This window comes from Streptomyces sp. NPDC058646, from assembly GCF_042716875.1.
In the GTDB taxonomy this organism is placed as follows: Bacteria; Actinomycetota; Actinomycetes; order Streptomycetales; family Streptomycetaceae; genus Streptomyces.
Genome location: NZ_JBHXRK010000024.1, coordinates 1 through 18110, shown reverse-complemented (window position 1 = coordinate 18110; position 18110 = coordinate 1). Strand labels below are relative to the sequence as shown.

Sequence of the window (18110 nt, the reverse complement as noted above, 5' to 3'; positions counted from 1 at the left end):
CGTCGCAGGTGCGGATACGAAGTGGTCTACGTCGAGCCCGGGTGCGTCCGGCACCTTCACGTCTTCGTACGGGGACACCCACACCCCGCCGAACAGCTTGCAGCCCTCCGCCACGGCCGGGACCTGGCGCGCCTCGGACAAGATCACCTCTCGGCGGGTATCGCAGCCGTCGGTGGCGTTGAGCCCCTTGTTCCAGTGCTTGTACAGGTCCCGGTTGTAGCCCTCGCGCTGCTCGTCCGCGACGGGGAGCAGGTCGATCGCGTCGAACAGCGTCAGCGGCGCGAGCGCAGTGGAGCCCCGGCGGCCAGGTAGGCCGGTGAGGGGGAGGAAAACGACAGCTCCGCCAACGGTGCGACCGGGTAGGCAGAGGCGGGTGATACGGCGGTGGTGAGGAGGGGGAGGACAGCGAAGGCGAAGGTGGGCAGACCGCGGCGCATCAGGTTCTTGATCACGCCCGGGTTCTAGCCGGGCTCGCCGCCCGCCGGAAGCCTCCGCTGGCGCGGGTCACCCAGGTGGGTGGGGGGGGGCGGCTTTCACCGCAGAAACCATCACAACATGAGATCCAGGCGCGCCCGGGAGCGGTCAGCTGGACCGCATCTCAGGCGCTCACCCTGCGGCAGCCGCTGGCCCGGCCCCGAAGCCGGGCACGTCCTCCACGGTGACGTCTAGGCGCAGCCGCTTGAACCGCAGCAGGTGCCGGAAGACGCCGCCCCGGTCGACGGCCCGGTCAGCTCTGACCTCGGCGACCAAGTCAGGACGGACCAGGATCGCGTCCAGGACGTCGCGCGACCCCCAAGACACGGCGAACCGCAGGCCCGTCCAGGGATGCCCGCCACCGGCAGCAACAAGGTGCTCCGCGACGTGGCGGGTCTGGTCCGGGCCCAGCGGAACCGTACGTCCGACCGCGCGCAGGCGGCCTGCCTGATCGTGGCGGCCGAGGACGAGGAGCTGGGGGCGGGCCAGGGTGCCGGTGACGGCGCCGACGACCGCTTCGGTGGTGTCCCGTCTCCACTGGTGAAGTAGCGGTATTGCGTACCTGCGCAATTCCTCCTACTTGTGGTCAAGCACAGCTTGCCCTGCAGCGAGAGCGTGTCCTTGGAGGGCTTCGGTGCTCCTCGCGGGCTACGGCTCCGTCGAGTCGCCGCGGCCAGGACCTAGGGTTCGGGAGACCGGCCCCCGGTACGTTCACGCGCGGCCACTCGACGGCCTTCAGCATCCCGGTCCGGTACCGGCCGCGCACAATCGAGCGTCACAAGCCTGCGAGGGCGAGTAGCTGGTGCATCCCTGTGGTTGGCAGGTTCGGGTTTGCGGCTGCAGTGGCCGCGACAGATTCCGACGGATCAGAAAGCAGCCGCGTCAGGTCCTCAGCCGGAAGTCGATGATGGGTCGCGATGGTGCGGCGCACCATCTGTTCGGGGTCAGCCGCTAGCCGGCGCGCGAGTTCCACGGGCAGGTCGGGGTCCCGCGGGGCCAGCTGCCTCATTCTGGGGTCGGGGTCTGTGGCCAGGCGCCGCAGTACATCTGCCGGAAGAGGGAAGTCGTCGGCCGGTCGCCATCTGACCATTTTCTCCGGACGGTAAGTTCGCTCAATGCGCTCGGCGGTGTCGGGATCGATCCGGTCTCGGGCGTGAAGAGCCATCGTGGTACGCACGCTGCTCTCCTCGTCGTCGAGCAGTTGAGCGACGAGCGGCGGCGGAAGGTGGTCGGACATCGCGGCCGAGGCGCGGAAGCAGACGTATGGCGAGTCCACGTACGGCACGGGGTCGGCCGTCACCCACGGCAGGCGCAGTGTCCGGAGCTCCGCGCGGGCTATCTCGCCCGTGAGTTCCCGGTCGAGCTCGTCGTCGTCCAGGGCTTGGTGGTCCGCGAGCCAGTCCAGCGGAGGCACGTCGGACACGATCTGTACATGAATCGCAATACGGATCGGCTCCGGTGTGTCCTGACGGGCGAAGACACGGAGTGCAACGCGCAGGTTGGGATCCTGGGCAAGCTTGTCGCGCAATGCCGGCGGCAGGTCGGGGTGCTCCGCGAGTTCCTCGCGCACCTCATCGTTCGGATCTTCGGCCAGCCGGTGGGCGGTGGCGGTGTCCAGCCTGCAGTGGCGCACCGCCCCGGCGCGCGTGACCGGGTGGGCCAACAGGTCCGGGACGAGGTCTGCCGGCGGAACGGGATGGGGAAGCCGGGGAAAGTAGGTGGCGCAGGCCCCTGCTCGTACTGAGTCGTCGGGGTCTGTCAGCAGCAGTCGGCGCACTGGTTCCGGGGCGGTCTGCCACCATTGGGCAAGCGTCGCCCGGACCTTCGGGTTCGGGTCCGCCGCCAGCCGGGTACGCAGGTCTGCCGGCATGTGATCGCTCTGCGCCAAGTGTTCGCGGACCTGCGGGTCGCCGTCGTCGAGCAGCAGCTCGAACAGCTCGCGCGGTGCGCCGTCCGCTGCAACGACCAGAGCCCTGCGTATCGCGGGATCCGGGTGCTCCGCGAGAATCATCCGGAAGGCCTGTGGGAGGCTGCGGTTCAGGGCGAGAGAGTGTGTGAGCCAGTGATCGTCTGTGGCAATGATCTCGGCGATCACGCCATCGCTCAGGTCCCGCCGCTTAGCCACCCTGCCAAGGCCCTTGCGGTATCCGAGGAGCCGGTGGACAAGCTCCGACGGTAGTGCAGGGTTTTCCGCCAGCCCGTCCACCACCTTGTCGAGATGCACCGGCGGCGGTATGGCGTCCGACATGGCAAGCGGCCCTTCTGCCTCGGCGATCCGACCACCGAGTCTCTCACGCGCGTTCGTTGGGGATAGGGCGGTCGTGACAGGCACTTCCTCCTTTCCGCGGTCGCGGCGGCGTGTGGGCAGCCTGACCCGCACTCGGCGCGACAGCCTGGCGGACGGGGCCGTACGGCGGAGCGCGACCACGGGCGTGCCGGAAGAGAATTCGAACACATGGTGCAATACGGGTGGTTTCAGAAAGGGGTCCCGTGGTGCACGGCGGCGGATCAGATCCAGTGGTAATTGCTGTCGTCCATGGTCGGTAGCAGTGCCCGGGCAGCATCGAGCGGCGCCGTGGGAGTAACGAGCTCGGCGAGTGGGACCGGTGGGAACAGCGCCTGGTCGGCCGTGTCCTTGTAGTGGCGCCAGGTGAGGTGGCCGGCGCCAGCAGTGTCATCGTGCTCAATGGCGCGCAGGCGAGCGCGGGTGGTGTTGTCGATGTGGACGCGGAAGACGAGGTGGAGTTTGCGGGGTGGGGTGCTGCCGGGGCGGGTGACCATGGCGTCCTGGATCCAGGTCAACTGTGGAACGCTGCTCGCCTCTGCGAGGTCCAGGCCCAGTTCTTCGTCGAGTTCACGTGCGAGGGCTTGATAGATGGGTTCGCCAGGTTCGACGTTGCCACCTGGAAGGGTGTACTGGTCCTGGCCGCTCTTCGTGCGACGGATGAGGGCGATCTCGTCGCCGTTGAACAGGGCTGCGGCGACGCGAATCTTGATACGGGTGAACGGCTCGGCGGAGGTCACTGACTGGTTTCTCCTTCGACGGGGGCGAGGTGCGGTGGCGCCCCTTGGAGAGGCGGCGCAGGCAGATGATGCAGCACGCGAGTTGCACAAGCCCCTGATGCAGGTCAGCGCGGTGTTCGTAGCGGATCCGCAGGCGCTTGAACTGGTGCAGCCAGGCAGACGAACGCTCGACCACCCAGCGCACCCTGCCGAGACCAGACCCGTGGGCGACGCCCCGGCGGGCGATCATCGGCTTGATGCCGCGCTTCCACAGCAGACGGCGGTACTTGTCGAAGTCATAGCCCCGCTCGGCGTACAGGCGCCGCGCGGCTTGGTGCGAGGACGTCCCCTGCGCCCTCGGACCGGTGGGACCGCATCCAGCAGCGGCACGAGCTGGGTGACGTCGTGTCGGTTTCCGCTGGTGAGCGTGATCGGGAGCGGGGTTCCATGACGATCGACGGTCAGGTGATGCTTGGAGCCAGGGCGGGCGCGGTCGACCGGCGACGGGCCGACGTGATTCCCCCTTTGAGGGCCCGGACGTGCGAACCGTCCACGGCGCAGTCGTCCAAGTCCAGCAGCACGGCGCGACGCAGCTCGGTCAGCAGGGCGCCGTGCAGTCGGGGCCAGAATCCGGCTTCGGTCCAGTCCCGCAGCCGACGCCAGGCCGTCACCCCGGAGCAGCCCACGACCTCGCGTGGCACGTCGCGCCAGGCCACGCCCTTGCGCAGGACGTAGATGATGCCGGCCAGGGCGACCCTGTCCGGGACCGGGAGCCGTCCGGGATGGCGGTGCCAGCGCGCTGGCCGCACCGGCAACAGTGGGGCTATCCGATCCCACAGCTCGTCGGGGACAACGTTCATGGTCACGACGCTGCAGCTTGCCCAAGCACCTGGTTGAGCACACCGGGCTGGGTCGACATACTTCCCGGAAGACCAACACCGGAGCCGAAACCGCTGAGCAAGGCTGGGACGGTCCCTGGTACCGCGTTCGCACAGATCGGTTCGTGGCGTCGTTCTTGCCCCGTGCGGTCGAGGATCTGGGCACCGTCTGCAACGTCGACGTCGAGGTGCGGCTGACAGCGGATGGCTCACGCTGGAGCGCGACCACGTTTCACCCTTGCTGGGGTCGAGCGCCTGATGAAGCGCTGGTCACGAACGGGCGAAGAGCTGGGCGGGCGCTACTTCTGGTGTTCCGACGGCCTGATCGTTCGGGACGCCGGCATCGGCAACATGACGCAATTGGTCGTCGGCCTGCTCGACTCCGGTGCCCTCACGCAGGTCCTCCAGCGACTCGACGAAGAATGACCGCCCCGACCCCATTCTGAAACGATCAGTAAGTCCTGGTGTGGGACGGCGCCGGGACTCTGGCATGGCTGTGAGCTTTCGCAGCGCGGCACACGGTGTCTGCATCCGTCCGGTGCCAGCCGCCGAAACCCCGGATCATCGCGATCACCTGCGGCGGGAGCCGGTCCGGTGAGGCGAGGTGGTTGCCCGTGGGGCAAGGTGGGCCGACACGCGGTATAGCAGCCATCGGTGAGTTTGGCCTGGGGGAGAGCGGTCACCCGGGTGACGGTGGCGCGTTGGCGCTACCGGGTGAGGAGGGCACTTACGGTCTTCTCGCCGGTTGCCTGGCGGGTCACGGCGGTGGCGCGGGCGAGGCGGTTGACCAAGGGCCAGCCGAAGCCTCCGGTGCCGCTGTTCAGGTCGGGGGTGCGCATGCGTGGGGACCGCGGACTGCTGTCGTGCACGGCCACCTCGATGCTGTCCGGGTGCGCGGTCAAGTCCAGGGCGTAGGTGCCGCCGCCGTGGCGCAGGGCGTTGGTGACGAGCTCCGAAACGACCAGAACCACGGTGTCGGCGGCCTCAGCTGCGATCGCCGGCAGGAGATCTTCGAGGAAACGTCGGGCGCTCTCCCGTGCGCTGGCCACGGATGTCGAGGAGCGGGCGGTTGCGACGTTGACGCTCGTCGTGTCCATCAGGCCACCCTGGTCTCGATCGTCGCTGCCCGGCCTGTCTGCCTGCTTGTGCCCCGGCCTACGGCGGTTAACCCGGCGATGACCGCCTTGCGCCCTACCCGTGTCGCTGTTCGAGGCCGATTCCCTCACTGTCGAACACGCGAAAATCTATGTCGGCCAGAGTAGACATTGGGTTGTGGCGTGGTTATGGTTTCTCCCGTAGCGCAGAGAGACCGCAGGGCCTGGCAGAGACGAACTGCCGGGCAGTAGTACTCGCAGTACCCGTAGTTGCAGTGCGCAGGACGGTGTGGTGGTGGAGTTCCGAAGCCAGGGTTGTTGCAGGACGGCGACGGGGCTGACGACCGGACCGGGTGGCCCGCAGTGATCAGGGGCCGCCGCGAACAGTTACCGCAGTAAACGCAGTGGCAGTACCCGTAGTAAGTGCAGTTCGCAGTACCCAGCAGTGAAGTCAGTGAGCAGCACCTCGGTGAAGGCGTCGGCTGCGGACGCGCGCACCGGGAAGTTCGGCAGTGGGGTTCTAAGCCAGAGCAGATGCAGGATGGGCGACGGGGCTGGCTGCCGAAGTGGCGCTGTGAGAGGCCGCCAGTAGTACAAGCAGTTCGCAGTAACAGCAGTAGGCATCACCAGCAGCATCAGTAGGTGCAGTACCGCAGTGAGAGCAGTACCCAGCAGTTCCCGTTTGGTAAGTGAAGTGATCCCAGAGGGATGAACGGAGGAGCGAAAGCGCCATCAGGATCGCCCGGACGCCACGCGAGTCCGGGTACCGCAGGACATCGATAGTGAGGTGGTCTCCGGTCACGCATCCGCGATCCCCGCACCCCGGCGAAGCTCAGGTCGGGTCTGTGGAAGCAGAAGGCCGGCGCAGTACTGAGCGCCGGCAGATGGTGTAGCAGTTCCTTCGGGGCCCTGGTGTCGTACGCACCAGGGCCCCTCTCCGCATTCTGACCCCTTTCCCCACCTGTTTCGCAGTGAGGTGCGATGACAGCAGACGACCGGATCAGCCGTCTCGACGACCACGGCTACCCCGCCTACACCATGGGCCGAGCCGCGGACATGCTCGGCACCACCCAGGGCTTCCTCCGCGCCGTCGAAGAGGCGCGCCTGATCACCCCGCCCGCTCCGTCGGCGGTCACCGCCGATACTCCCGCTACCAGCTTCGGATCGCCGCCCGCGCCCGCGAACTCGTCGACCAGGGCACCCCTATTGGCCGCCTGCCGGATCGTCATCCTTGAGGACCAGCTCGGGGAAGCACAGCGTCTCAACGCCGAATACCGTCGCGCCGCCGAACCGGTGAACCCAACGGTCGCGGCTTGAGGTGGGGCGCGCCCGCCGGTCCTCGGCGGGCTTGCGCGCACTGGTCCAAGGCGTGACGCGAACTCGTTTCCTCTGGTGACAGCCCGTTGTGGGCGTGTAGCGTCTGGGTCAGCTGTCGTGGTTCGGAAGTTCCCTTTGCCCACGCTTTCGGCGTGGGTGTTTTGCTGTGCTGTGCCGCAGGAACCAGGGCGATCACCTGCGCCTTCCGCACATCGTGGGAGGCGTTCATCGTCTGGAAGGTATGAGACATGGCTACGGGAACTGTGAAGTGGTTCAACGCGGAGAAGGGCTTCGGCTTCATCGCCCAGGACGGCGGCGGCCCGGACGTCTTCGCCCACTACTCCGCGATCAACTCCTCGGGCTTCCGTGAGCTCCAGGAGGGCCAGGTCGTCACGTTCGACGTCACCCAGGGCCAGAAGGGCCCGCAGGCGGAGAACATCACCCCGGCCTGACTTTCACCACCCTGCCCGCAGGGCCGAGGGGACCGCGATAGACGCGTGCGGGTGCCTGTACTGACCGGAACAATGGACGCCGGACTTGTCCGGCGACGCCTCAACGGTGCAGGCATCCACCCCGTACGGCGCCCCCTGAACGGTGGTGTTGGGTGTACGGGGCCCTGGGCGAACGGTCAGGGTTCGAAACGGTATCCCATGCCCGGCTCGGTGATCAGGTACCTGGGATGGGAGGGGTTTGCCTCCAGTTTGCGCCGGAGCTTTGCCATGTAGGCCCGCACGTAGGTGGCGTTGTCGGCGTATGCAGGTCCCCAGACCTCCACAAGCAGCTTGCGCTGGCTGACCAGGTGGCCGGGGTGGCTGACGAGAATCTCCAGCAGGTGCCACTCGGTCGGGGTCAGCCGGACACTGTGCTCCCCGCGGCGGACCTTCTTCGCAGCAAGGTCGATGATGAAGTCTTCGGTGATGACCAGTGGGGACCGGTCCGCGGCGCCGGGCATCGCCTCCCTGCGGGTGGCTGCGCGGAGCCGGGCGAGCAGCTCGTCCATGCTGAACGGTTTCGTCACGTAGTCGTCCGCGCCCGCGTCCAGGGCACGGACCCTCTCCTGCGAGGTACGCCGGGCGGACAGGACCAGGATGGGGACTCTGCTCCAGCGCCGGATGCTCTTGATCACATCGATGCCGTCCATGTCCGGCAGTCCAAGGTCCAGCAGGATGACGTCGGGTGTGCGTGCAGCTGCGAGCCGCAGCGCGTCGGCTCCGGTGGCGGCTTCCTGGGAGTCGAACTTCCGCGCCTGGAGGTTGATCTTCAGCGCGCGGAGGAGTTGGGGGTCGCCCTCCACCACGAGCACCCGGGTCATGGGGTGTGAGCCTTTCCTTCAATGCGCGGCGCGGAATCGACACCGGGCTGATACGGGGCCGGAGAGCGAGGCGTCACCGGCCTCGTCGACCTGTGACCCGCACACCATCGTTCGAGGCAGCTGGGCGACACGCGGCTTCGGACATTTATGCCCGTATCCGGTACAGCTACGTGCTAGAGATAAGGGGAAAATAGTTCCAAACCAGGAGGTATAAGACGATGCGTACAACTCTTCTCCGTGTGACGGTCGCGCTGGGTGCAGCGGCAGCGCTGGCTGTCTGCGGCGCCGGCGCGGCCAGCGCCGACGGCGTGGGCAACGCGGGGATCGGCAACGCAGGCGTGGGCAATGCGGGCGCTTTCAACAACGGCATCGGCAACGCGGGCATCGCCAACTGGGGTCTGGGCAACGCGGGCATCGCCAACACGGGCATCGGCAGCCACGGCATCGGCAATTCAGGCATCGGCAGCTCCGGCATCGGCAACTGAGACGGGCTCACGGCCCTCGCACCACCGGGTTGTACGACGCGTCCGGCTGACGTGCCGGACCGGTCCACTCGGGCTGCCCGCTCCACAGCGGCCGGCCCGGGTGGGCGTCGAGTAGCTGGCACGCGAGAATGGCGAACCGCGCGCTCGACTTCACCTCGTTGCACGAGAACCTAGGGCCTGTGTGATGTCGTGATCATTCGGCGGTCTTGATCAGGTCGTCATCGACGCGGACAGCCGCCTGGTCGTCTCGAGCGCCCGACCGGCACCAGGCAACAAGGCCGATGCCCACGTCTGGCGGGAATCGGGCCTGCCGGCCGCAGCGGCCGGGACGACCGTCATCGCGGACGGCGCCTATCTAGTGCTGTGACCGGGAACCTTCGCCGGGTTGCTCGTTGTGTTGGTTGGAGGTGACGACGCTTCCAACCAGCGTGGGGAGGCGGGATGGCGCAACCGGTCAGGGTCCGCGGGCTGACCGAGCAGGAGGGGCAGAAACTCCAGCACATCGTGCGGAGGGGCAGCACCAGCTCGGTGCGGTTTCGACGGGCGATGATGCTGCTGGCCTCGGCCGGCGGCAGCACCGTCCCGGTCATAGCCCGCCTGGTCCAGGCGGACGAGGACACCGTCCGCGACGTGATCCACCGCTTCAACGAGATCGGGCTGTCCTGCCTGGACCCTCGGTGGGCGGGAGGCCGTCCCCGCCTGCTCAGTGGTGACGACGAGGACTTCGTGATCCAGACGGCCACCACCCGCCCGACTCGGGTCGGTAAGCCCTTCACCCGCTGGTCGATCCGTAAGCTCGCCGATCACCTACGACGCAACATCGTCCGCCCGATTCGGATCGGCCGCGAGGCCCCACGGTGCTTACTGGCCCGCCGCGGGATCACCTTCCAGAGGACGAAGACCTGGAAGGAGTCCCGGGACCCGGACTTTGACGCCAAGCTGGACCGGATCGAGTACGCGATCAACGAACGGCCGGACCGCACGTTCGCCTTTGACGAGTTCGGCCCGCTCGGTATCCGCCCCACCGCCGGCTCCTGCTGGGCCCTCAGGAGTCACCCCGACCGCCTCCCGGCGACCTACCGTCGCACCCACGGCATCACCTACTTCCACGGCTGCTACTCGATCGGTGATGACCAGATGTGGGGCGTCAACCGGCGCCGCAAGGGCATCGACCACACCTGGGCGGCCTTGAGAACGATCCGCGCCGCCCGCCCGGACGGCGCCCCGATCTATGTGATCCTGGACAACCTCTCCGCCCACACGAACTGGCGGATGAAGAGATGGGCGGCCAAGAACAAGGTCGAGCTGTGCTTCACCCCGACCTACGCTTCCTGGGCCAACCCCATCGAGGCCCACTTCGGACCGCTACGGCAGTTCACCCTCGCCAACTCCCACCACCCCAACCACACCGCCCAGACCCGGGCCCTGCACGCCTACTTGCGGTGGCGTAACAAGAACGCCCGCCACCCCGACGTCCTCACAGCCCTACGACGCGAACGCGCCCGCAGCCGCAGCGAGAAGGGCATCCGATGGGGTGGCAGACCACTACAAACAGCAGCCTGACCGCCCGACCTGGCAAGCCTTCCCGGGCACAGCACTACATGTCGAAGGGTTCGTAGCGGGCGTCGCCTCCGGGCCAGGCGCGGTCCATGAACGGCGCCCGGTCGAGGCCGTCGAAGCAGCGCATCAGGAAGTCGGTGAAGGTGCCGCTGGTGCGGTACCACTCTGCGCACTCGCTGCCGACCACGATCTCCCAGTTGCCCGGATCCGGGTCGCTGGCCAGGAAGTAGTACTCGCTGCTGTGCTCGTCGTGGCCCCAGCGGATGAGCCCACCAGGGTCGGGGTGGAAGGGGAAGGGGTAGAGGTCCTCCCACCCTCTCCGTGCATCGCGCCAGGCCTCCAGGGACCAGAAGTCCTCGAGTTCGGCAGGGGTCATGAGACCCGTCGGCCGGTCCAGGTGGAGGTACCCGCCGAGGGTTCCCGGCCCGTACACGTCCATGAAGGCCTTGTAGTCCGCGGGCAGCGTGACACCGAGGTGCCGTTCGGAGGCCTCCCAGACCTCTCGGCGCGGCCAGCCCCACGCCTCCTCCGGCTCACCGAGCAGTGCCTGGAGGCGTTCCAATGGCGATGGCATGTCTTCCCTCGTCCCTGATATGTGACTGGCCGGGAATATCATCAGGCCTCCCTCTGACAACACCGATAGGCGCCCAGGCCGCTGCCGCGGGGTGTGCTGCAACGGGCGATGGCCGGAAGGATGCCGCGGGCCCGAACCTGGTGGCGGTAGATGTCGTGGTCGTAGCCACGGCCCGCGAAGACGGACTGAGGTCCGGGCCCCCGAACGGGTGGGATGTCATCGAGCAGGGGCATGAGCTGGGTGACGTCCTTGCGATCACCGCCGCCCTCCTCATCCATCACAGAGGGGCCCAGCGTCCTCAACCCGGCGAACCTTCCCGGTCACAGCACTAGGCACCGGACTGATCGTCCCGCACCGCAGACGAGCCGGACGCCCACTCCTGCGCGGCCAGTAAGAGGACAACGCCGAACACCGACGCGTCCGCGCCCGCGTCGAGCACACCTTTGCCCGCATGAAGAACTGGAAGATCCTCCGCGACTGCTGCCAGAAAGGAGACGGCCTCCACCACGCCGTCCAGGCTGTCGCCACCATGCACAACCTCGCCATGGCCCGGTGAAACAGCAGGCCAGGCGGCACACCGACCTGCCCGCACCCACCCGTCTGCAACAAACTTTAGTCCGGACAACCGGCTGGGTCCGGGCGACAGGTCGGGAATGATCGGGGCATGACCGATGACCTCCCCGACGGTCCGGCCCCCGAGCCGGCGCCGCACGACCATCGCCAGGACGATCTCAGTACGTTGGCGGCTGCGCGCCAGCGCACCGTGGACGAGCACATGTTCACCGCGCCCGGGCTGCCGGGGACGTTCCGAATGCAGTTGTTCACTGCCCCCGGGGCGCGCTCCGTTGCCGTAGTCACCCAGCACGTCGGTGAGGGGATGAGCCTGATGAACGGCGCGGAGAGGTTCGCGGCCGCGGTGTGGGAGCGGCACTGCCCCGAGGAGGACCTCCCGCCGGTGTGGGTGGAGCGCCAGCTGTGGCGGGAGGGATCGATCCAGAAGACCCGCTTCCGACGGGTGGTGTTTGCCGAGGCCAGCCGCTACCGGTTGCGCCGCCCACTGTGGTCTGCAATCACTCAGGAGCAGCTCGACGCGCTGGTTGGGGGCCCGGTCGAGACCGGCCGTGGCGCCGGCTACGTGCCGCGCCTCGCCGAGCCCGACCCGCAGATGCTGTTCGAGGAGTTCGCGGTGACCCGCCTTGCTCGCCCCCGCCCGTTCCGCGAGCCCCACTGCATGCCGGCCGGGGTGCCCTGGTGGCGGCGCTGGGTGCGGCAGGTAATGCCGCGGGATGCCACCCGTACGTGCTGCTGGTACCACCGCGGAGACTGGCACCGGGTCAACGCGATGGCGCTGCAGGTGCTCCGCGATGCCCGCGCGCAGTCCATGGGAGTCGAGGACGTGCAGGAGTTCGCCGTGGCGTACGCAGCATCGGTCGGCGCTACCGACTGGGAGACCGAGGCCCTGGCTACCCTGTTCAGCACGTGGGACGCGATCCAGCCCGACAGCGAAGGGGGCTACATCAACGGGCAACACCGCTCCCAGGCCATGCTGGAGGCGGGCGTACGCCGCACCGTCGTCCTGCGCCACGTCTACGAGGCGTAGCCCCGCTTAACAGCTCGTTTCACAATGAGGGTGACGAGGAGTTTGCTGTCGCGCTCGACCTCGTCCGTAAGATCGCTCCATGCCTGCTGACGAACGTGTAACTCGGTCCATGTGTCGTGTCCAGCCGATATCAGATCCTCGGCCGATGTCGGAGCTGCCTCAGCGGATCTGGTCAGATGAGGACTGGGAGCGAATCCAGCGTGGCTACGGGGCGCAGGACATGGACGAGAAGTGGGACGTCTTCACAGAGGGTGAGGTCGTCTTCTTCCATCGAAGCTGGACCGGTTACGGAGTCTTCGCGGCGACCTTCGCACCGGTTGATGGCGGCGGATGGCGGATCGCTAGTGCCGTGGTAGAGCGTGATGGCGAACGATACGGAGGCACGGACGACGCCTACCACTGCGTCATGCTCGAGCTGGTGATCACTGCCATCGTGCTGGGCGAACCAGCGCCGGAGCTCCGCTCGAGGCTGGTGGAGTTGACCCGTCGAAAGTCACGCTCTGCTGATGCCCCGGCCGGCGTGATTCAGCACAGCGCCCTGGGGCTGCGCTCAGACTCCAACTGATCGTTCCAGGATGAGTTTGGCGTAGGCGCTTGGCGGTCGGGTCTGGTGGCGGCAAGTGGTGCGAGTGTCGGATGATCTTGTGCCTGATGACCTGTGGGAACGTATCGCTCCGCTGCTGCCGCCCCGGCCGCCGCGGCGTCACCGGTATCCCGGGCGCCTGCCGGCCGACGATCGCGCCGCCCTGCGGGGCATCGTTTACGTGCTGCGCAAGAACGTGAGCTGGAGAGATGTGACCGCCGAGCCGTTCGTGCTGTGGCGCAAATAGATCAGTTAGGGCGGCCAGTGAGCTTTAGTGTTACACCGGAAGACGTTATCAGCGTTTGCGGTCTTGGCGGCGTCACCTATTTTCCCCACCAAGGCGCCGCAGGACTGGAACCGCGTACCGCAAATTTTCTTAGCACGGTCGGTCTCCCCACATCAGACGTGTTCACCGCCCGCACGGATGTCAAGGACCCCTACGATCCGGAGATCGGCGCAATCACCATCGGAAGCCGCTTCGATCACTACGGACTTCAGTGCTCTGACGAGAGCCGATCTTGGTGGAGCCTGGGCTACCTTTTCACATCGCTGCTAGCCGTGGACCCAGAGTCAGGCAAAGTTTATGCCTTCCCCGAAGGCGCCATCGATTGCATCGAGCTGCACCGGGACATCGAATCCCTCGCTTTCGCCCTGATCGAGCTGCGCAAGCTCGAAATCGACCACGAAAATGGAGCAGACCCGGAAGAGCTTGCAGCCAGATTCCGGGAAGCTGTCGAAGCGTTCGACCCGACGCCTTTCGCTGACGAAGAAAGCCAGTGGACTTTTTCTATGGAAGAACTTGAACAGGGAATCTGGTGAAGCAGGCGCGCCGGCGGGCGGCTGGGGCCGCTCGCTTGGCCAGTGAAGTTTCAACCTGACTGCGGCGGTGGGGCGCTGGAGGTTGACGGCTATACGGGATGACGAAGCTCCGGGCATACATGCCCTCGACCAAGATCATCATTTCCGGGAACCACGCCCGTGGCAGGTGCTGCTCGGACGCGATCCGGGCGAGCTGCAGGGCGGTGCTCCCGCGCCGCAGACAGCCGGCGGAACCTCGATCAGGGTGAAGCCGGACGGGGTCGGCACGTCAGCCTCCCGCCATGGCCGGGATGACATCGAGCGCAAGCAGGTCGTCGTCGACTACTACCCGACGGCGTTCGGCGGCAACCCGGCCCAGCCAGCCGGGGCGGACCAACGGATCGCGTGGCCGTCCCGCGGCCGGCGCCGCCGGAATTGCCCATACCCGTTCCCCCGAGCGGCTGTCCGGCAGCGTCCGGATCCCCGTTAAGTGCACGGGGGGCTCACGTCGGGAACGCGGAGTGGGCCCCGATCCCGAGGGTGGCCGTGTGGCTGCAACCTAAGGCCCGGCACCAGCTGTCGCACGGCCTGGTCCCGCCGGATGGGGCCACGCCGACAGCTTGGCCGTGACCCCCAGGCGCCGTGCGAGGGCAGTCTCGATGTGGGACCTCAGCGCGCGGCGCTGGGGACCCGTCCCGTACAGACACGGGTCCCAAGCCCTCGAATCGCCGTCCATACCCGCACAACGAGCGAGACGCTGCCCGCACTGTCGACCGACCGATGGCGCACGCCCGGGATCCTCGCCACCCTTGAGCGGCCACTGCTGGCAGCTTGGCCACGATGTCCTTCGTTTCGCCCTCGGCTTCCTCGCCGAGCGCTTGCCTCACCTCGCAGGCGGCACCGTCGAGATCCCTCTTCCCCTACATCCGGCACCGATGGTGAAGAACATGCTGCCCCCAGAGCACGAAAGCGAAAGTTCTGACTGAGTTCTGTCCCCGTCTTCAGCGCCGGGACCAGAGGAGTGGAGGGTTTGAAAACCGCGTCGCGGTATACACGATCACTGACAACAGCTTTATACATCGAGGTAGGAGACGCGTCATGGGCATTCTTGCTTGGATTCTCATAGGACTGCTCGCGGGCCTCATCGCCAAGGCGCTCATGCCGGGCAAGGACCCGGGCGGCATCATCATCACCATGCTCATCGGGATCGCGGGCGGCCTGCTCGGCGGCTGGCTCGGCAAGGTCATCTTCGGCGTCGACTCCATCGACGGCTTCTTCGACCTCTCCACCTGGATCGCCGCCATCATCGGCTCCGTCATCCTCCTCGCCGTCTACCGCCTGGTCACCGGCAACAAGCGCCACCACAGCCACGCCTGACCCACGCGCTCAACCGCATACGACAAAACGGCTCCCCCCCCGAGGGGTGGAGCCGTTTCGTTTGCCCTGCAAACGGCAGCGCACAGCACGGTATCGCGAGAAAGCCGGCCGCTGGAAGGCGGAGGGCTGCCCCGGGCACCGGGCTGGGCGCTGGGGCTGGTTCACACGGCGCTGGACGTGACGGCGCGGTGAGTGCGCCGGGGTCCAGGACCTGCCGCTGTCAGTGGTCGCCGTGCTGCTGGCCCTTGTGGTGTCCGTCCGTGCCGCCGTTGTTGATGCAGGTGTTGCCGAAGGCGGGGTTGAGGAGGCCGACGATGTTGACGGTGTTGCCGCACAGGTTGACGGGGATGTGGATGGGGACCTGGACGACGTTGCCGGACAGAACGCCGGGGGAGCCGATGGCGGCGCCCTCGGCGGTGGCGTCGGCGGCGGCGATGCCGGCCCCGCCTGCCAGGACGGCACCAGCGGCGGCGGTAACGGCTACGGTCTTGGCGATACGGAACATCACACTCTCCTTGCACTCACGGTGAGCCGGGAATGAAACTCGGACGACGCACCTCACAACCGCCGGAACCGCCTGACCGTCACGGGCAATGGGCCGAATCAGTGAGCTGAGCAGCGGTGGGACGGGACACACAGCGCGCGCATCAGGCCCGGCGGGACAAGCGGCGCCGGCGGGGGACGGGGTCCAGGGCGACTACCGCACCCCCGCCATCTACGAGGGGGAAGTCGTCCAGGTCGGCAGCGGCTGGAACGGTGTCGACGCGGACAACGCCTACCTCTGGGTGCGACTGCCGGACCGCACGGAGCGCAAGCTCGCCATAAGGCACTGTGTCCTTCTCACCCGGGCCAACGGGCCCGCCTCACTGCCGAGCACACGGAAATCTATGTTGGCCAGAGTAGACATTGGGCTGTGACGTGGTTATGGTTTCTCTCGTAGCCCAGAGAGATCGAAGGGCCTGGCAGAGACGAACTGCCAGGCAGCAGTACGCGCAGTACAGGTAGTTGCAGTGCGTAGGACGGTGCGGTGGCGGAGTTTCGAAGCCAGAGCTTTTGCAGGATGGCGACGGGACTGGCGGCCGGACCGGGTGGCCCGCAGTTTTCAGGGGCCGCCGTCAGTAGTACCGCGGTTCACGCAGTTGTACCGCGGTTCACGCAGTTGGCAGTACCCGCAAGTGCAGTTCGCAGTACAGCAGTGAGCAGTACCCGCGGTACGCAGTACCCAGCAGTGAAGTAAGTGAGCAGCACCTCGGTGAAGGCGTCGGCTGCGGGCGCGCGCACCGGGAAGTTCGGCAGTGGGGTTCTAAGCCAGAGCAGATGCAGGATGGGCAACGGGGCTGGCTGCCGGAGTCGTGACGCTTGGCCAGGTCGCGAGTAGTATCAGCAGTTCGCATCACCAGCAGTACCAGAAGTAATGAGTGGAGCAGTACCCGCGGTTCGCAGTACCAGCAGTACAGCAGTTCCCGCAGGTAAGCAGTTGTTCACCAGAGGGAAGAACGGAGGAGTTGAGGCGCCATCAGGATCGCCCGGACGCCACGCGAGTCCGGGTACCGCAGGACATCGATAGTGAGGTGGTCTCCGGTCACGCATCCGCGATCCCCGCACCCCCGGCGAAGCTCAGGCCGGGTCTGCGGAAACAGAGAGCCGGCGCAGTATCAGGGCCGGCAGATGGTGTAGCAGTTCCTTCGGGGCCCGGGTGCCAGCAGGCACCCGGGCCCCTCCACGCGTTCCACAGAGAGGTGCAATGACAGCAGACGACACCTTCGGCCGTCTCGACGACGACGACTACCCCGCCTACACGATGGGCCGGGCCGCCGAGTTGCTCGGCACCACCCAGGGCTTCCTCCGCGCCATCGGCGAAGCCCGCCTCATCACGCCGCTGCGCTCCGCGGGCGGACACCGCCGCTACTCCCGCTACCAGCTGCGCATCGCCGCCCGCGCCCGGGAGCTCGTCGACCAGGGCACGCCCATCGAGGCCGCATGCCGGATCGTCATCCTCGAAGACCAGCTCGAGGAAGCCCAGCGCATCAACGCCGAACACCGTGTCGCACTGTCGCCGGATCCCGCGGCCGTAGCTTGAGCTGAGGAGCGCGTGCCGGTCTCGGCCGGCCAGCGCGCCTGGTCCAAGGGCTTGGCGTTCATTGCCCAGGACGGCGGCGGCCCGTCGTCTTCGCCCACTACTCCGCGACCAACTCCTCGGGCTTCCGCGAGCTCAACGAGGGCCAGGTCGTGACGTTCGACGTCACACCTGGGCCAGAAGGGCCCGCACCCCGGTCCAGGGTGCCCGGGGACGGCGGCGGTCAGGCCCTGGCGACCTGGCGGGCTTGGTCCGGGCGCAGCGCGACCGTGCGGACTACTGCCCGCAGGCGGCCGGTGTCGTCGTAGCGGCCGAGGGCGAGGAGCTGCGGGCGGGTCAGGGTGCCGGTGATGGCGCCGGCGATCGCTTCGATGGTGTCCCGTCGGCGGATTTTGGCCCCGTCGGGCTGTGGGCAAACGAGTGCACCGCGGGCGGCTGGCGCGGCTGTGTCCGTGCGATGGGGAAGCGATGGACGGTGATGCCGGGATCAGCCCGGCACGCCGTGAGAGAGGAACGGACGATGGAGCAGTCTGAGCTGGAGAGCAAGATGCATGCGCTGGAGACGTCTCTGGCCGTCCAGGAGGCGACCATGGCCGGCGCGCAGGCCACGCAGGCGGCGACGCAGGCGGGGATGACCTCGACGTTCGGTGCCACGCAGGCGGGCACGTGGTCGGTGATGGCCGTCGGCAGTGTCTCGCTGGTGGTGGGGATCTTCCTCGGCCTGGCCATCGCCAGGGACTGACGGTCTCTCCCGCCCTACCGGGAGCCGCCTGGGTGAAGACCGCAGTGGGCTTGGTACCACCCGTTTGCGGATCCGCCGCCTTCACGAGGAACCCCCGCCCGCTCGTAGGCGAGCTCGGCGTCCGTCGGCGGCGGGTCAGGAGTGGTCGTCGTAGTGGTCACGGCTTCCCGACTTGGCCAGCCCCCGGCTGATCATGTAACCGACGGTGAGGATCACGATGTACAGCCAGGCCCTGT

Annotated in this window: 18 protein-coding genes and 8 pseudogenes; 16 read left to right on the top strand and 10 right to left on the bottom strand. The window is 67.4% G+C overall.

The window, feature by feature from the left end:
• Positions 1 to 272: 272 nt before the first annotated feature.
• Complete coding sequence (locus ACFWUZ_RS26370) at positions 273 to 452, bottom strand: hypothetical protein (RefSeq protein WP_384377723.1); 180 nt, start codon at positions 450 to 452, stop codon at positions 273 to 275.
• 154 nt (positions 453 to 606) lie between these two features.
• Positions 607 to 801 (bottom strand): hypothetical protein, encoded by a 195-nt coding sequence (locus ACFWUZ_RS26365; RefSeq protein WP_384377720.1) that lies wholly within the window; start codon positions 799 to 801, stop codon positions 607 to 609.
• A 24-nt stretch (positions 802 to 825) separates the two neighbouring features.
• Between ACFWUZ_RS26365 and ACFWUZ_RS26360 the strand changes: the two genes are divergently transcribed.
• Complete coding sequence (locus ACFWUZ_RS26360) at positions 826 to 1023, top strand: hypothetical protein (protein WP_384377718.1); 198 nt, start codon at positions 826 to 828, stop codon at positions 1021 to 1023.
• Between the two features lie 226 nt (positions 1024 to 1249).
• Here ACFWUZ_RS26360 and ACFWUZ_RS26355 read toward each other — a convergent pair whose 3' ends face one another.
• The 3 genes and pseudogenes from ACFWUZ_RS26355 to ACFWUZ_RS26345 all read right to left on the bottom strand — a co-directional run.
• On the bottom strand, positions 1250 to 2722 hold the full coding sequence (locus tag ACFWUZ_RS26355; protein WP_384377715.1) for a hypothetical protein: 1473 nt from the start codon (positions 2720 to 2722) through the stop codon (positions 1250 to 1252).
• Positions 2723 to 2982: 260 nt separating this feature from the next.
• Positions 2983 to 3498 carry an NUDIX hydrolase gene (locus ACFWUZ_RS26350; protein WP_384377712.1) on the bottom strand — a complete coding sequence of 172 codons (516 nt, stop codon included), beginning with the start codon at positions 3496 to 3498 and terminating at the stop codon, positions 2983 to 2985.
• 49 nt (positions 3499 to 3547) lie between these two features.
• A pseudogene (locus ACFWUZ_RS26345) lies at positions 3548 to 4337 on the bottom strand (IS5 family transposase); the annotation flags it as partial.
• Between the two features lie 47 nt (positions 4338 to 4384).
• Between ACFWUZ_RS26345 and ACFWUZ_RS26340 the strand changes: the two are divergent.
• Positions 4385 to 4781: pseudogene (locus ACFWUZ_RS26340) on the top strand (hypothetical protein).
• Positions 4782 to 5062: 281 nt separating this feature from the next.
• On the opposite strand, the gene ACFWUZ_RS26335 reads toward ACFWUZ_RS26340, so the two are convergent.
• Complete coding sequence (locus ACFWUZ_RS26335) at positions 5063 to 5452, bottom strand: ATP-binding protein (RefSeq protein WP_384377709.1); 390 nt, start codon at positions 5450 to 5452, stop codon at positions 5063 to 5065.
• Between the two features lie 978 nt (positions 5453 to 6430).
• On the opposite strand from ACFWUZ_RS26335, the pseudogene ACFWUZ_RS26330 reads away from it, so the two are divergent.
• A pseudogene (locus tag ACFWUZ_RS26330) lies at positions 6431 to 6766 on the top strand (MerR family transcriptional regulator).
• A gap of 248 nt (positions 6767 to 7014) precedes the next feature.
• The gene (locus tag ACFWUZ_RS26325; RefSeq protein WP_030303412.1) at positions 7015 to 7218 is read left to right on the top strand and encodes a cold-shock protein; all 204 of its coding nucleotides are present in this window, start codon (positions 7015 to 7017) and stop codon (positions 7216 to 7218) included.
• 176 nt (positions 7219 to 7394) lie between these two features.
• Here the strand turns inward: ACFWUZ_RS26325 and ACFWUZ_RS26320 are convergent, their stop codons facing one another.
• Entirely contained in the window at positions 7395 to 8078 is a 684-nt protein-coding gene (locus tag ACFWUZ_RS26320; protein ID WP_384377706.1) for a response regulator, read from the bottom strand.
• A 239-nt stretch (positions 8079 to 8317) separates the two neighbouring features.
• Here ACFWUZ_RS26320 and ACFWUZ_RS26315 point away from each other — a divergent pair, with 239 nt between their 5' ends.
• From ACFWUZ_RS26315 to ACFWUZ_RS26305, 3 genes and pseudogenes are all read left to right on the top strand, one after another.
• Positions 8318 to 8563: a hypothetical protein gene (locus ACFWUZ_RS26315; protein ID WP_384377703.1), complete on the top strand. Its 246-nt coding sequence runs from the start codon at positions 8318 to 8320 to the stop codon at positions 8561 to 8563.
• A 211-nt stretch (positions 8564 to 8774) separates the two neighbouring features.
• Positions 8775 to 8921 (top strand): annotated as a pseudogene (locus ACFWUZ_RS26310) (IS5/IS1182 family transposase); the annotation flags it as partial.
• Between the two features lie 83 nt (positions 8922 to 9004).
• Complete coding sequence (locus ACFWUZ_RS26305) at positions 9005 to 10126, top strand: IS630 family transposase (RefSeq protein WP_384377699.1); 1122 nt, start codon at positions 9005 to 9007, stop codon at positions 10124 to 10126.
• Positions 10127 to 10160: 34 nt separating this feature from the next.
• On the opposite strand, the gene ACFWUZ_RS26300 is transcribed toward ACFWUZ_RS26305, so the two are convergent.
• Complete coding sequence (locus ACFWUZ_RS26300) at positions 10161 to 10697, bottom strand: SMI1/KNR4 family protein (protein ID WP_384377696.1); 537 nt, start codon at positions 10695 to 10697, stop codon at positions 10161 to 10163.
• A gap of 62 nt (positions 10698 to 10759) precedes the next feature.
• Positions 10760 to 10960, bottom strand: a pseudogene (locus ACFWUZ_RS26295) (IS5/IS1182 family transposase); the annotation flags it as partial.
• Between the two features lie 68 nt (positions 10961 to 11028).
• On the opposite strand from ACFWUZ_RS26295, the pseudogene ACFWUZ_RS26290 reads away from it, so the two are divergent.
• The 6 genes and pseudogenes from ACFWUZ_RS26290 to ACFWUZ_RS26265 form a co-directional block, all read left to right on the top strand.
• A pseudogene (locus ACFWUZ_RS26290) lies at positions 11029 to 11253 on the top strand (transposase); the annotation flags it as partial.
• A 108-nt stretch (positions 11254 to 11361) separates the two neighbouring features.
• On the top strand, positions 11362 to 12297 hold the full coding sequence (locus tag ACFWUZ_RS26285; protein WP_384377693.1) for a hypothetical protein: 936 nt from the start codon (positions 11362 to 11364) through the stop codon (positions 12295 to 12297).
• Between the two features lie 145 nt (positions 12298 to 12442).
• Positions 12443 to 12862 (top strand): hypothetical protein, encoded by a 420-nt coding sequence (locus tag ACFWUZ_RS26280; protein WP_384377690.1) that lies wholly within the window; start codon positions 12443 to 12445, stop codon positions 12860 to 12862.
• 64 nt (positions 12863 to 12926) lie between these two features.
• Positions 12927 to 13103: pseudogene (locus tag ACFWUZ_RS26275) on the top strand (transposase); the annotation flags it as partial.
• A 41-nt stretch (positions 13104 to 13144) separates the two neighbouring features.
• Positions 13145 to 13699: an SUKH-4 family immunity protein gene (locus ACFWUZ_RS26270; protein ID WP_384377687.1), complete on the top strand. Its 555-nt coding sequence runs from the start codon at positions 13145 to 13147 to the stop codon at positions 13697 to 13699.
• A gap of 1077 nt (positions 13700 to 14776) precedes the next feature.
• Positions 14777 to 15055, top strand: a complete 279-nt coding sequence (locus ACFWUZ_RS26265; RefSeq protein ID WP_073907352.1) for a GlsB/YeaQ/YmgE family stress response membrane protein — start codon at positions 14777 to 14779, stop codon at positions 15053 to 15055.
• A 220-nt stretch (positions 15056 to 15275) separates the two neighbouring features.
• On the opposite strand, the gene ACFWUZ_RS26260 is transcribed toward ACFWUZ_RS26265, so the two are convergent.
• Entirely contained in the window at positions 15276 to 15560 is a 285-nt protein-coding gene (locus ACFWUZ_RS26260; protein WP_384377684.1) for a chaplin, read from the bottom strand.
• Positions 15561 to 16799: 1239 nt separating this feature from the next.
• On the opposite strand from ACFWUZ_RS26260, the gene ACFWUZ_RS26255 reads away from it, so the two are divergent.
• From ACFWUZ_RS26255 to ACFWUZ_RS26245, 3 genes and pseudogenes are all read left to right on the top strand, one after another.
• Positions 16800 to 17135 (top strand): MerR family transcriptional regulator, encoded by a 336-nt coding sequence (locus ACFWUZ_RS26255; RefSeq protein ID WP_384377681.1) that lies wholly within the window; start codon positions 16800 to 16802, stop codon positions 17133 to 17135.
• Between the two features lie 12 nt (positions 17136 to 17147).
• Positions 17148 to 17341, top strand: a pseudogene (locus ACFWUZ_RS26250) (cold shock domain-containing protein); the annotation flags it as partial.
• 311 nt (positions 17342 to 17652) lie between these two features.
• Positions 17653 to 17874, top strand: a complete 222-nt coding sequence (locus ACFWUZ_RS26245) for a hypothetical protein (RefSeq protein WP_384377678.1) — start codon at positions 17653 to 17655, stop codon at positions 17872 to 17874.
• Positions 17875 to 18110 lie beyond the last annotated feature (236 nt).

Bases quoted from the DNA above. Each gene is read 5' to 3' on its own strand.
- ACFWUZ_RS26355 (WP_384377715.1), bottom strand. From the start codon at position 2,722: ATGTCGGACGCCATACCGCCGCCGGTGCATCTCGACAAGGTGGTGGAC.
- ACFWUZ_RS26325 (WP_030303412.1), top strand. From the start codon at position 7,015: ATGGCTACGGGAACTGTGAAGTGGTTCAACGCGGAGAAGGGCTTCGGC.
- ACFWUZ_RS26335 (WP_384377709.1), bottom strand. From the start codon at position 5,452: ATGGACACGACGAGCGTCAACGTCGCAACCGCCCGCTCCTCGACATCC.
- ACFWUZ_RS26255 (WP_384377681.1), top strand. From the start codon at position 16,800: ATGACAGCAGACGACACCTTCGGCCGTCTCGACGACGACGACTACCCC.
- ACFWUZ_RS26320 (WP_384377706.1), bottom strand. From the start codon at position 8,078: ATGACCCGGGTGCTCGTGGTGGAGGGCGACCCCCAACTCCTCCGCGCG.
- ACFWUZ_RS26300 (WP_384377696.1), bottom strand. From the start codon at position 10,697: ATGCCATCGCCATTGGAACGCCTCCAGGCACTGCTCGGTGAGCCGGAG.
- ACFWUZ_RS26245 (WP_384377678.1), top strand. From the start codon at position 17,653: ATGGAGCAGTCTGAGCTGGAGAGCAAGATGCATGCGCTGGAGACGTCT.
- ACFWUZ_RS26265 (WP_073907352.1), top strand. From the start codon at position 14,777: ATGGGCATTCTTGCTTGGATTCTCATAGGACTGCTCGCGGGCCTCATC.
- ACFWUZ_RS26305 (WP_384377699.1), top strand. From the start codon at position 9,005: ATGGCGCAACCGGTCAGGGTCCGCGGGCTGACCGAGCAGGAGGGGCAG.
- ACFWUZ_RS26360 (WP_384377718.1), top strand. From the start codon at position 826: ATGCCCGCCACCGGCAGCAACAAGGTGCTCCGCGACGTGGCGGGTCTG.
- ACFWUZ_RS26260 (WP_384377684.1), bottom strand. From the start codon at position 15,560: ATGTTCCGTATCGCCAAGACCGTAGCCGTTACCGCCGCCGCTGGTGCC.
- ACFWUZ_RS26285 (WP_384377693.1), top strand. From the start codon at position 11,362: ATGACCGATGACCTCCCCGACGGTCCGGCCCCCGAGCCGGCGCCGCAC.
- ACFWUZ_RS26280 (WP_384377690.1), top strand. From the start codon at position 12,443: ATGTCGGAGCTGCCTCAGCGGATCTGGTCAGATGAGGACTGGGAGCGA.